This is a genomic window from Selenomonas sputigena ATCC 35185 (genome assembly GCF_000208405.1).
Classification (GTDB): domain Bacteria; phylum Bacillota; class Negativicutes; order Selenomonadales; family Selenomonadaceae; genus Selenomonas; species Selenomonas sputigena.
In genome coordinates this window covers 1159660-1172577 of the sequence record NC_015437.1, presented here as the reverse complement: position 1 = coordinate 1172577, position 12918 = coordinate 1159660, and the positions used below count along the sequence as shown (strand labels likewise).

At 57.4% G+C, this 12918-nt stretch carries 8 protein-coding genes; 3 read left to right on the top strand and 5 right to left on the bottom strand.

What is annotated here, in order from left to right:
* Window positions 1-15: 15 nt before the first annotated feature.
* Genes SELSP_RS05270 through SELSP_RS05260 form a run of 3 tightly spaced genes read right to left on the bottom strand, consistent with a single transcriptional unit; the run spans window position 16 to window position 6823 of the window.
* Complete coding sequence (locus SELSP_RS05270; protein ID WP_006190791.1) at window positions 16-1311, bottom strand: DUF445 family protein; 1296 nt, start codon at window positions 1309-1311, stop codon at window positions 16-18.
* Window positions 1311-2552, bottom strand: coding sequence for a DUF445 domain-containing protein (locus SELSP_RS05265; protein ID WP_006190792.1), 1242 nt, complete (start codon window positions 2550-2552; stop codon window positions 1311-1313). Before SELSP_RS05265 ends, SELSP_RS05270 begins: the two co-directional genes overlap by 1 nt.
* A gap of 17 nt (window positions 2553-2569) precedes the next feature.
* Entirely contained in the window at window positions 2570-6823 is a 4254-nt protein-coding gene (locus SELSP_RS05260; protein WP_006190793.1) for a 2-hydroxyacyl-CoA dehydratase, read from the bottom strand.
* A gap of 364 nt (window positions 6824-7187) precedes the next feature.
* Here SELSP_RS05260 and SELSP_RS05255 point away from each other — a divergent pair, with 364 nt between their 5' ends.
* Genes SELSP_RS05255 through SELSP_RS05245 form a run of 3 tightly spaced genes read left to right on the top strand, consistent with a single transcriptional unit; the run spans window position 7188 to window position 9901 of the window.
* The gene (locus SELSP_RS05255) at window positions 7188-8141 is read left to right on the top strand and encodes a magnesium transporter CorA family protein (RefSeq protein ID WP_006190797.1); all 954 of its coding nucleotides are present in this window, start codon (window positions 7188-7190) and stop codon (window positions 8139-8141) included.
* Between the two features lie 21 nt (window positions 8142-8162).
* The gene (locus SELSP_RS05250; RefSeq protein WP_006190798.1) at window positions 8163-8393 is read left to right on the top strand and encodes a hypothetical protein; all 231 of its coding nucleotides are present in this window, start codon (window positions 8163-8165) and stop codon (window positions 8391-8393) included.
* Window positions 8394-8404: 11 nt separating this feature from the next.
* Entirely contained in the window at window positions 8405-9901 is a 1497-nt protein-coding gene (locus SELSP_RS05245; protein ID WP_037367376.1) for an MATE family efflux transporter, read from the top strand.
* Window positions 9902-10171: 270 nt separating this feature from the next.
* Here SELSP_RS05245 and argH read toward each other — a convergent pair whose 3' ends face one another.
* Together argH and SELSP_RS05235 are read right to left on the bottom strand one after the other, a co-directional pair.
* Window positions 10172-11599 carry an argininosuccinate lyase gene (argH, locus tag SELSP_RS05240; RefSeq protein WP_006190803.1) on the bottom strand — a complete coding sequence of 476 codons (1428 nt, stop codon included), beginning with the start codon at window positions 11597-11599 and terminating at the stop codon, window positions 10172-10174.
* On the bottom strand, window positions 11596-12816 hold the full coding sequence (locus SELSP_RS05235) for an argininosuccinate synthase (protein ID WP_006190805.1): 1221 nt from the start codon (window positions 12814-12816) through the stop codon (window positions 11596-11598). Before SELSP_RS05235 ends, argH begins: the two co-directional genes overlap by 4 nt.
* Window positions 12817-12918 lie beyond the last annotated feature (102 nt).

Here is a 12918-nt window from a genome sequence, read left to right as displayed (position 1 = left end):
ATCACCTCATTATATTCAATGGACAAGCTGCAATAAAACGAAGATGACAAGCCCCAGACCCGCGCCAACGATGGATCCATTCATGCGAATCCACAGGAGATCAGGCTCCACCTTGTCGTAGACGAGATGGTTGAGCTGCTCGTCCGTCAGACGCGCGAGCACGTCGCGCACGATGACGGCGACGAGATCCTGCGCCGCGAGCGCCGAACGCGCCGCGAGATCGTAGAGCAGACGGTCGATCGCACGCTGCATCTTCTCATCCTTTCCGACGAGCGCAAGCGCACGCCGCAGCTCTTCGACGAGGACAGCAGAGAATTTCTCGCGCAAGAGAGGAAGTACTGTGTCAAATCTATGCCTGCCCCGCGCCAAGAAGAAATGCTTCTGCACAAACGCCAAACTTCGCTCGATCGCTTCTTCAAGCGGCAGCCCTCTGAGCATGGCGTCGCGCAGCTCCAGCGAGAAGGCACGAAACTCCTCGTCGGCACAAAGCTCCTCCGCCTTCTCATAACATACTGCAAGAAATTCCCTCTGCAGCGCCGAATCCTTCTCGGCCAATTCCGTCAGTACGGTCAAGGCCTGATGGCGCACGAGGTGAGCGAGATCGGCGAAGTTTACGACGTCCGCGATCTGCCCGATGCCGAGCAGGAACTTGTCCCAAGTGCTCCTGGCATTTTCCTTCGCATAGTTGAAGAGCAGGTCCTCGACCCTTCGGGAAAACTCAGGGGCAGCAGCTTTCTCGGCAAGAAACTGCGCCGCCCGCGCGACGAGCACATGGTCGCGCTCATCGTCGCGCATCCAGCGTCCGATCAAAGAAAAAATTTCTTCGGGACGCGACCGCTTCAGTTCGCTGCGCATCTCGTCCGCAAAGGCATTCGCCTGCTTCTCGCGATCGATGTGCATGGCGAAACTGCGCACATAGTGCAGGAACTGTGCGACGAGCTTTTCCTGCACATCCTCTCGCCGAAGAAACTCAAGCAAGCGAGCGACGAGGTCGATGTGCTGCAAGGCTTGGAAAATCTTGCGGCGTGAAAAAAACTCCTTCTGCACGAGCGTGACCGAAGCTTCGATAAAGGACTCGCGGCGGCGCGGCAAAAGCGCCGTATGCCACGGGAAGCCCAGCGGCTTCTTGAAGAGCGCCGTCACGGCGAACCAGTCGGCGATGCCGCCGACGAGCGCAGCGTCGGCACAAGCGAGAAAGCCTCGCGCCAAGAGACTCTTCGGATATGCGATGACCAACGCGAGCGCCAAGAAGAATACGACAGCGGCAAAGAGCAGCGTCTTGTCCGCCTTGTTCCACGAACGCCAAAACATCAGCCCACCGCCTTTTCCACAAAGTATGCGATGAGGAAAAGTGCCATGCCCGCCATCGCTCCAACGACGGAACCATTGATGCGAATCATCTGCAGATCGTCATCGACGCGGCTCTCCACGAAGGCGATGAGCTCGTCGTCGGAGAAATCCTCCAGCCGTGCCTTGACCATCTGCGTGATGAAAGCGTGATGATCGTTCAGCTCCGCTTCAAGAAGATTCTTGAACATGGCGTCCGCACGCCTTTGCAGACTCTTCCTCTTGATGAACTCGTCAATCTTGCCGTCTACAAGAAGAAAGAACGGTTCGCGCCAAAAGGGCGTCTCCCCCTTGGCGTTGCGCTCCAGCCAAAGGGCAAACTGTTCCGAAAGATCGATCCGTTCGAAGGACGTTTCCTTCCACTTTGCAATCGCCTGTTTCAGCGAATCGTTTTTGCCGAGGGAATGCAACAGTGAACGGAATTCTGCTGCAAGGCGCTCATACGCCTCTCCCTCGCCCTTGAGCATGGAGCTGATATAGGCGTCCATGTGCCTCACCGCGATTTCCCGCAAGCGCTCATCACTCAAATCCATCGCCTGAATGACTGTCGCTCGAAGCGATGCCTGTCTTTCATACCGCTCGCGCAGCTCGCGAATGTTTTCCAGCAGCACCTCCTGCATCTTCGCGTCATGCAGCGTTCGGCGCACGGCGCGAAGTGCCACATGCAGGATGCGTGCGCTATTCGTCTCTTCGGCAAGCATGTCGAAGAAGCGCAGCAGGAATTTTTCCAAAGGAAAACTCTTAAAGCTCTCACGAATCGCCGGCCAGATGCGCTCGGCTACATGCGCCGCATCCATCGTCTCAGCCGCACGCAAAAGTACGGCGAAGGAGATGTCTTTGATCCGCTCGCGCCCGCCGCGCTCTTCAAGATAGGCGACGAACATCTGCGCCATGTCGATCTTCCTCGCTACAGCCATGATGTTCGCCGCACTCAGAAGATCGTTGGCAGCATAGTCGACGAGCGCCTGCATGATGCGCGTGCGATTCCGGCGCAGGATATCCGTGCGGTAGGATATGCCCAATGGTTTTCGGAAGATCGCCGTGACGGCGAACCAGTCGGCAAGTCCGCCGACGGTCGAGGCGAGGAACGCCGCCTCCAGAAGATCCCAGAAGAACCCGCTGCCGACCATAGGCAGGACGGCGAGCGTGCCGATGACGCTGACAGAAAGCGCGAGCGTCGCCTTATACTTTTTCTGCAAGACCATATCGTTCACCGAAACCGTCAGCGCCGCTCAGCGTCGTTCGCCGGAACAGAGACGCGATGCGGATTCCGCTCCTTGGCGACGGCCAGCATCAACTTGATGCGGTTGAGCTGATTGACCTCCGAAGAGCCGGGATCGCAGTCAATCGCCACGATGTTCGCCCCCTTGTAATCACTTCGGAGACTGTGAATGACGCCCTTGCCCGTGATGTGGTTCGGCAGGCAGCCGAAGGGCTGCAGGCAGACGACATTCGGCACGCCCTCATGGATGAGCTTGACCATCTCACCCGTGAGGAACCAGCCCTCGCCCGCCATATTGCCGAGCGACACATGCTTCTTCGCGAGACGCGCCGTTTCACCAATCTTGTACGGCGGCGTGAAGCGACGGCTCTTCTTCAGCGCCTTTCTCATAGGGCGGCGGAAGAACTCGACGAGGCTGATAAACATCTGCGCAAACAGCTTGTCCTTGAGCCTGCCCGCAAAAAGCTCGCGCTCGACGATGGAATCGTACGCCATATAAAGGAAGAAGTCCGCAAAGTCCGGCATGACGACCTCGGCACCCTCCTCGATCAAGACCTCCTCGATGTGGTTGTTCGCCACGGGATGATACTTGACGAGAATCTCACCGACAATGCCGACTTTCGGCTTCCAGATCCCCTCGACGAGCGGCAGAGCATCAAACTCCTGCACCATGCGCCTGACCGTGTCCGCATACTTGAAATAGCTTCCATCCATAAGCTCGGCAAGGCACTTTTCATGCCACTTTTCATACAGCCGCTCCGCCGCTCCCCGCTCCTTCTCGTACGGCAGTGTCGCATTTCTCAGCTTTTGCAGCAAGTCGCCGTAAAGGAACGCCTTGATCGCATCGACGAAGCAGCTTCGGTCGAGAGAAAACGCATCCGTTTCGAGTCCCCAACACGCGAATACAGGCACCTGCGGATAGCCTGCATACTTCAGCGCTTGGCGCATCAGTGCCATATAGTTCGTCGCACGGCACGGTCCGCACGTCTGAAACAGCAGGATCGACGTGTGATCGGGATCGTACTCGCCCGATTTCAGCGCGGCGAGCAGCTGACCGATGACGACGATGGCGGGATAGCACATGTCGTTGTTCACATAGCGCAGCCCGAGGTCGATCGCTGCCTTATCCGGCAGAGCCGGCACGACGACCTTATAGCCATGCTTTTCGAGCACCGGGCGCACGAGGCTGAAATGAATCGGTGCAAGCTGCGGCGCGAGAATCGTATGCGTGCGGCGGCACTCCTCCGTGAAGCGCGGACGCTCCTCGGCGGCCGCTGGCTGAAACGGCGTCTTCCTGCGGCGTGCGAGAGCCGCGATCAAAGAGCGCAGGCGTATGCGAGCCGCACCGAGGTTGCTGACCTCGTCGAGCTTGATCATCGTGTAGATATGATGATGGCTTTCGAGAATCGACTTGACCTGCCCCGTCGTCACAGCATCGAGTCCGCAGCCGAAGGAACTGAGCTGGATGAGCGTCAAGTTTTCATGCTCGGCGACGAAATGCGCCGCGTGGTAAAGGCGTGCGTGATAGCTCCATTGATTGACGATGTTGAGTCCCGCACCCTTGACCGGCAGATGATAGACGGCATCCTCCGACAGGATGGCAAGACCGTAGGAAGCGATCATGTCGGATATGCCATGATGAATCTCAGGGTCAATGTGGTACGGCCTGCCGACGAGCATGACGGCAGGCTGCTTCGTGCGCTCGATCTCGCGCAGAATGCTCACGCCGTAATCGCGCACGTCCTGCTTGTAGTTCTCAAGTTCCGCGTAGGCAGCGAATGCCGCCTCCTTGATCTCGCCCTTAGAAAGACCTTCGGAAGCGCCGAGTTCCTCAAAAAGGCGCTCAACCATGCGCTTCTTGTCGTCAAGCGGCAAAAAAGGCTGCAGAAACTCGATGTTCTTTTCGCGCAGCACGTCCATATTGGCGCGGATATTCTCTGCATAGGACGCAACGACCGGGCAGTTGTAGTGATTGTCGCCCGGATGCTGCTCGTCGATGACATTGAAAGGGATGCACGGATAAAAAATCTTTCGGACGCCCTTTTCCACGAGATCCATGATATGCCCGTGCACAAGCTTCGCCGGATAGCATAAGGAATCCGACGGCACCGTCGCCATGCCCTTGTAGTAGAGCGCCGCCGACGACTTGTCCGACAGCACGACCTCGTAGCCAAGCTGCGTGAAGAAGGTGAACCAGAAAGGATAGTCCTCGTACATGTTGAGTCCGCGCGGTAGCCCGATCGCACCGCGCGGCGCGGCGGCGCCCGTCAGCGGCTTGTAGTAGGCGAAGAGGCGCTTGTACTTGTAATCGTAGATGTTCGCCGTCTCCCGCTCCTCGCGCTTCGCCTTGCCGATGCCGCGCTCGCAGCGGTTGCCCGTGAAGTACTTGCCGCCGTCGCTGAACTTCTGCATGGTGATCAGGCATTGATTGCCGCAATGCCTGCAGCGGTACGAACTGGTCGATACAGAAAAGTCTTCCAGCGCATCGGCAGCGAGTATCGAAGAGCGCTCAAGCCCCTCCTCCTGTGCGAGAATCGCCGCGCCATACGCGCCCATGAGACCCGAGATATCGGGACGCACGACATCACGCTCGATGAGCTTTTCCATCGAACGCAGGACAGCATCGTTGTAGAATGTGCCGCCCTGCACGACGATATGCTCGCCAAGCTCCTTGACATCCTTGAGCTGCATGACCTTAAAGAGCGCGTTCTTGATGACGGAAAAAGCGATGCCTGCTGATATGTCGCTGACCGCCGCTCCGTCCTTCTGCGCCTGCTTGACCTTGGAATTCATGAAGACCGTGCAGCGCGTGCCGAGATCGACGGGCGCTTTCGACTCCATCGCCATGGCGGCGAACTCCCCCGCCGTCATGTTGAGTCCCTGCGCGAAATTCTCGATGAAGGAACCGCATCCCGCCGAACAGGCCTCGTTGAGCGTGATGTTGCCGATGCTGCCGTCCTTGACGAAGAAACATTTCATGTCCTGCCCGCCGATGTCCATGACGAACGTGACCTCGGGGCAAAACTCCTGCGCCGCACGCAGATGGGCGAACGTCTCAACCTCGCCCGCATCCGCGTGAATCGCCGCCTTGACGATCGCCTCACCATAACCCGTCGTAAGTGCGCCCGCGATGTACGTCCTTTCGTTCATCGCAGCGTAAAGCCCCTTCAGTTCACGAATGACCGTATGAAGCGGCGACCCTTGGTTGCTGCCGTACGACGTGTAGAGAAGCTCGCGCTCCGTACCGATCGCCGCGAGCTTCGTCGTCGTCGATCCGGCGTCAATGCCGATGTAGATCGGCCCTTCATACGCGGCAAGATCGCCGCGCCGCACCTTTGCGCGGTCATGGCGCTCCTTGAATGCCGCATAGTCCGCCGCATTGGAAAAGAGCGTGAAGTCCGCCTGCCGCGTCTCCTTCGCCGCCACGTCGCGCGCCTTCTCCATGCTCTCTTCCAGGCGCGCCATATCGACGACCTCAGTCTCCTCCGAGAGTGCCGCACCGAGCGCGACAAAAAAATTCCCATCGGGTGCATCGACGACGTTCTCGGGGGCAAGCTGCAGCGTCTCGATGAAGCGTTGTCTGAGAACGGGAAGGAAGTGCAGCGGTCCGCCGAGAAACGCGACATTGCCCGCAATCGGACGCCCCTGCGCGAGATTGCTGATCGTCTGATTGACGACAGCCTGAAAAACGGAAAGGGCAATGTCCGCCTTTTCCGCACCGTCGTTCATCAGAGCCTGGATATCTGTCTTGGCAAAGACGCCGCAACGAGAAGCAATCGTATAGATCTGCTTCCCCTTCTCCGCGAGTGCATTGAGTCCTGCCGCATCCGTCGAAAGAAGCGACGCCATGTGATCGATGAAAGAACCCGTGCCGCCTGCACAGACGCCGTTCATGCGCTGTTCAGGCGCATCGCCGAAGTACGTCACCTTGGCGTCCTCGCCGCCAAGCTCAACGACTGTATCCGTCTCGGGAATCAGCGACCTCACAGCTGAAGCGCACGCGATGACCTCCTGCACGAAAGGCAGCCCGATATGCTGTGCGACGCCCATGCCCGCCGAGCCGGTCAGTGCAAAAGAAAACTTCTCACCGCCGACGATCTTCTTGAGGCTTGCCAGATTCTCGCAGAGGGAAGCGCCGATCTCGGAAAAATGGCGTGCGTAGTTTTTGAACACGATCTTCTTCTCATGATCGAGGACGACGAGCTTGATCGTCGTCGAGCCGATGTCGATCCCCACATCAAATATAGAATTCATGAACTCACCGCCTAAAATCTAGGATAATATATGCTGGAAATATCGGCAGACCGACCTGCCGCAACGTATGATTCAGTCTCAAACCCATTCTTGTATTTTAACGCTTTTTCTCTTGGGATTCAAGGATAATTGTTTCCCAAAAACGCCAAAAACGTACTTAAACAGTTGACGAAAGCGCTTCTCTGGAGTAAGCTAAAAGAATCATCGTTGTTCGTATTTGTGTTAAGGAAAGCTGGTGAGGAAATGGACGGAGATCACCCTAGTTGCACGACAAATAAAAAGAAAACGCTCGGAATCCTCCTTTTTTCTCAAAGCATCCTGCTTTTGAATCCAGGGAGGTTCCACGAAAGGAGACTCCCTGTCTATGCTCAAAATCTTCAAGTCCCTTGAGAGCGGTCCTCTGCAGCCACTGACGCTCAAGACACTCGAAAAGGGCGCATGGATCAACATCATCGACCCCACGCCCTACGAACTCAAGGTTGTCAGCAACCTCACAGAAGTCGAGCCGGATTTTCTGCGTTCCGCACTCGATGACGAGGAGCGTTCCCATACGGATGTCGAGGACAACTCCGTCATGGTACTGACCAATGTCCCTGTCATGCGCGGCCAGGACAGCTATGACACGTTGCCGCTCGCCATCATTCTGACCGATGATTACTTCATCACAGTCTGCCTAGAGGATACGCCCGTCCTATCGGAATTCAACGAGAACACGGCGAAGCTCTTCCGCACGTTCAAAAAGACGCGCTTCCTCTTTCAGATCCTCTACAAGTCGGCGACCTTCTATCTGCGCTACCTCAGGCAGATCAACAAACACTCGGACGAAATCGAGCTGAACCTGCGCCGCTCGATGGAAAACAGCGACATTCTGCGCCTCCTCGAACTGCAGAAAGGCTTGACCTATTTCAGTGCAGCCCTGCGCTCCAACGGTGCCGTGCTCGACAAACTTCTGCGTCTGCGCTCCAACCAAAGTCTGACGCCCATCATCAAAATCTACGAAGAGGACGAAGACCTTTTGGAAGATGTCATCATCGAGAACAAGCAGGCACGCGAGATGGTCGAACTTTATAACAAGATTCTCGCGCGCATGTCGGATACTTTCTCTTCTATCATCTCGAACAATCAGAACCTCGTGATGAAATTTCTCGCTGCCATGACGATCATCCTCGCGATTCCGACGGTCATATCGAGCTTCTTCGGCATGAACGTCCCCGTCCCTCTGGCAGACGACTCGACGGCATTCCTCTCCATCGCCATCCTCGCTGCCGTCATCGCCGGAGCGTCATCGTATGTCCTATGGCGCAAGAATATGTTTTGAAGCTACGAATCGGAGGCAAGTATGGCATCCCTCATTGAATCCGAGCTAAAAAGCGGCCTCATCTTCGGTGACGCAGAAAACGCCGAATACGTCTACATGCCCGCGAGCGAGATCGGCGTCAAAGATCCTGTCTGCGTCTACGAAATGGGTGATATGCGGGACGATGTAGACATCAAAGAAGCACTGCGGCTTATAAGAATCCGCAGCCTGCGCCCGAGCACACATCCAAGGCTCGGAAAAAGCTCGTGCTAGAATCGAATTTTATGGACAAGATTCTTGGCAAACTTCGTGCTTTGCGGCATCGCGAGCGGATTTACGGCGTGCACAATCCGCTCACTTATGACTTTCTGCATCACAATCTGCACCACCTCCACGTCCTGCTCTTCCATAGCGCCGATCAGCAGGATTTTACACGCGGGGCAATCCCACGTCAGCTGCTCGTCTTCATGCTGCCGATCCTGCTCTCGCAGCTCCTGCAGCAATTCTACACGATTGCGGACACTGCCCTCGTCGGGCAGGTACTCGGCGCACAGGCGCTTGCCGCAGTTGGCACAGCGAGCCTCATCCTATCCGTCATCGTCAATTTCTTCATCGGCTTCTCGGCGGGACTCAGCGTCCTCGTCTCCCACCTCTACGGCAAAAAGGATTATGCGCGTCTCAGCGCACTCGTACAGAGCATCTTCATCACCGTCGCGTTGTTCGCCGCTCTCTTTACGGCGGCCGGCATCATCCTGACCGAGCAGCTGCTCGCGGCACTCTCCACGCCCGCCGAACTCATCCCGGCAGCGAGCCTCTATCTGCACACCATGCTCTACGGTATCCTCGCACAGCTGCTCTACAATACAGCGAGCGCCATCCTGAGAGCGCTGGGCAATACGACGAGCGCTCTCCACTATCTCGCCGCCGCTGTCGTGCTCAACATCGCGCTCGACGTCGTGCTGCTCATCGTCATTCCCTGCGGTATTGCAGGCGCGGCAGCCGCGACCGTCCTCGCGCAGTATGCAGCGGCGCTGCTCGCCCTGTGGAAACTATTCCATCTCCACGGCACATGGAAACTGCGCTTTAGCCGCCCCTTCTTCGCTTTGAGCCATCTCCTGCCCATCCTCAGCACAAGCATTCCCGCGGGGCTTCAAGCCGTCTTCATGAGCCTTTCCTCCCTCGTCATCCAGACGTACATCAACTCCTTCGGCTACGCGGCGATGGCGGGCATGACCGTCTATGCACGCATCGAGGGATTCCTCTATTATCCGCTCTTTGCGTTCGGCATCGCGCTCACAAGTTTCATCGGGCAGAACGTCGGTGCACACGACCTTACGCGCGTGCGGGCTGGACTTCGCATAAGCCTTCGCCTCGCGGCGGGCGGAGCAATGGGCATGGCGCTCATCGCAGGTCTGGCGGCGCCTGCGCTCGTCTCGCTCTTCACCGACGATCCCGCCGTTGCTGCAAATGCACTTGATGCCGTTTACTACACGTTCCCCTTCTACTGGCTCTACGGCATCAATCAGATCTACATCGGCGCAATCCGCGGTCTGGGCGACACTCTCTATCCCATGATGACTGCACTCGCCGCCTACTGCTTCTTCCGCGTCGCATGGTGCTGGGGCTGGTACATGATCGGCATCCACTCCATGCATATCGTCTACAGTGCCTACAGCGTCAGCTTCTTCGTCATGGCAGGACTGCTGTGGTTCGGCTGCCGAAAAGCGCTGTGCCGCGTCTACAGAGATTTCTCTTATGAGTATCTCAAGGGCCGGGATTGAGGAATTCTTAGAAGGATTGCAAAACCCTAAGTTGTCCATATTACCTCAAGCATACTGGTACTATTGAAACCACCGCCACGAAAGCACGGATTCCCTCCGATATGAAAAATCCCGCCTGTCGGATGCAGCACAACGAAATCCGCTTCTCCTTGCGAGTCGTACGCACGCCATCTCCCAGACAGCAAAAAACGGAGTGCCGACAGCGACACTCCGTTTTTTGCTGTTGAGATGCACCATTTGATACAACGTGCCCAGCAAGGGGCTTGCCCATCAATCGAGCCGAATCTCTTTCTTCTTCAACTCTTCCTGCTTCCTGCCTTCCTCCGCAAGCAGCGCTTTCGCTTTTTCAAGCTGCCATGCGACCTGACTGTACGAGGTACCGCCCAAAGAATTGCGGTTCTTCACGCAGGTTTCGGGACGGATGGCTTCTTTTATGTCCGCGTCGAAGAGGTCGGACAAGGCGCGGAATTCTTCCATGGTCATGTCTTCTAGCCACTTGCCCTGCTCGATGCAAAGATGCACGGCGCGTCCTGCGACGGCGTGCGCTTTTCTAAAAGGCATGCCCTTCTTCACGAGGTAGTCAGCAAGGTCGGTGGCGTTGGAGAAGTCTTCCGTGACGGCGCGTTTCATGACGTCGCCTTTGACCGTCATGCCGCGCAGGAGCGCGGTGTAGACGGCTAGGCTGAATTTCACCGTGTCGATGGCGTCGAACACGCCTTCCTTGTCTTCCTGCAGATCCTTGTTGTAAGCAAGCGGCAGACCCTTGACGATCGTGAGCATCGCCATGAGGTGGCCGATGACGCGTCCCGTCTTGCCGCGCACGAGTTCTGAGACGTCGGGATTCTTCTTCTGCGGCATCATGGAGGAGCCTGTGCAGTGCGCGTCGTCAAGCTCGATGAAGGAGAACTCGCGCGAGCACCAGAGGATGATTTCCTCGGAGAGCCGCGAGAGATGCACCATGAGGATGGAGGCGGCGGAGAGGAATTCCATGATATAGTCGCGGTCGCTGACGGCATCGAGGCTGTTCGTGTAGACAGCGTCGAAGTGAAGCTCCTCTGCCACGAACACGCGGTCGATGGGGAACGTCGTGCCCGCAAGCGCACCCGCGCCGAGCGGCATGATGTCCGCGCGCTCGTAGACGCCTAAGAAGCGCGAGAAATCGCGTGCGAGCATGGAGAAGTAGGCGAGCATGTGATGCGAGAAGAGGATCGGCTGCGCGCGCTGCAAGTGCGTGTAGCCCGGCATGATCACGTCGGGATAGCGCTCCGCCGTCTCGACGAGCGCACGCTGCAGGTCGGCGATGCAGCCGAGCACGGCGAGTGTCTGCCCGCGCACATAGAGGTGCGTGTCGAGCGCGACTTGGTCATTGCGGCTGCGCGCCGTGTGCAGTCTGCCGCCCGCCTCGCCAATGGCGTCGGTCAGGCGCTTCTCGATGTTCATGTGAATGTCTTCGAGTGCAACGGCGAAGTCGAAATCGCCGTGCTCGATTTTTTTCAGGATATCGCGCAGCCCGGAGATGATGGCATCTTTATCCGTTTCCGCGATGATGCCGCACTTGGCGAGCATCTTCGCGTGCGCGATGCTGCCCGCGATGTCCTCACGGTACATACGCTTATCGAAGGAAATCGATGCCTGGAAATCGTTGATCATCTCGTCCGTGCTCTTGGAGAAACGACCGCCCCAAAGCTGTTCGCTCATTTCTTCCCTGCCTTTTCCTGCATGAGGGCACGCACCTTCAAAGGCAGGCCGAAAAGGTTGATGAAGCCCGTCGCGTCGGACTGGTCGTAGACCTCGTCGCGCTCAAAGGTCACGAATTCCTGACTGTAGAGCGAATACGGCGACTTCGAGCCGGCGCTGATGATATTACCCTTGTAGAGCTTGAGGCGCACCGTGCCCGTGACGCTCTCTTGCGTGCTGTCGACGAATGCCTGCAGCGCTTCCCTGAGCTGGCAGAACCACATGCCGTCGTAGACGAGTTCGCCGAAGCGGATGGCAACGCCTTCCTTGTAGTGGTACGTCGCGCGGTCAAGGCACAGGTACTCAAGCTCGCGGTGCGCGTAGTAGAGGATCGCACCGCCGGGATTCTCGTAGACGCCGCGCGACTTCATGCCGACGAGACGGTTCTCGCATATATCCGTGATGCCGACGCCGTTTCGCGCACCGATTTCGTTGAGCTTCGTCAGAAGTTCGACCGCGCCGAGCTTCTCGCCGTTGACGGCGACGGGAATGCCCTTCTCGAAGTCGACCGTGACATACTCGGGCTTGTCGGGCGCATCCTCGGGCGCTTTCGAGATCAGGAACATCTCGTTCTTCGGCTCGTTCCACGGATCTTCGAGGTCGGAGCCTTCATGCGACAGGTGCCAGATGTTGCGATCCATGCTGTACGTCTTGTTTTCCTCGGCGACGGGGATGCCATGCTTCTTCGCGTATTCGATTTCCTCCGTGCGCGCGCCAAGTTCCCATTCGCGCCATGGGGCGATGATCGTGAGGTTCGGCGCGAGCGCCTTGATCGTCAGCTCGAAGCGCACCTGATCGTTGCCCTTGCCCGTCGCACCGTGCGCGATGGCGTCTGCCCCTTCTTCCTTCGCAATCTCGACGAGACGCTTGGCGATCAGGGGACGCGCGAACGACGTACCGAGAAGGTACTTGCCCTCGTAGACCGCCTGCGCCTTGAGCGTCGGCCAGACGTAGTCTTCGAGGAACTCCTGCGTGAGATCCTCGACGTATGCCTTCGACGCGCCGGACTTCAGCGCCTTGTCATGCACGGGAGCGACTTCGTCGCCCTGCCCGATGTCGACGCACGCGGCGATGACCTCGCAGCCGTCATAGTTCTCCTTGAGCCACGGAATGATGACGGAGGTGTCCAGACCGCCCGAATATGCGAGTACGACTTTCTTCACTTTTGCCTTTGCCATGAAAAACAGCTCCTTAAAATATTTTATATCAAGGAAGCACTGATAAATTCAGCGTCCCCTTAAGAATACGCGCTTTCATAAAATTTTCCTGCCGGGATTGCA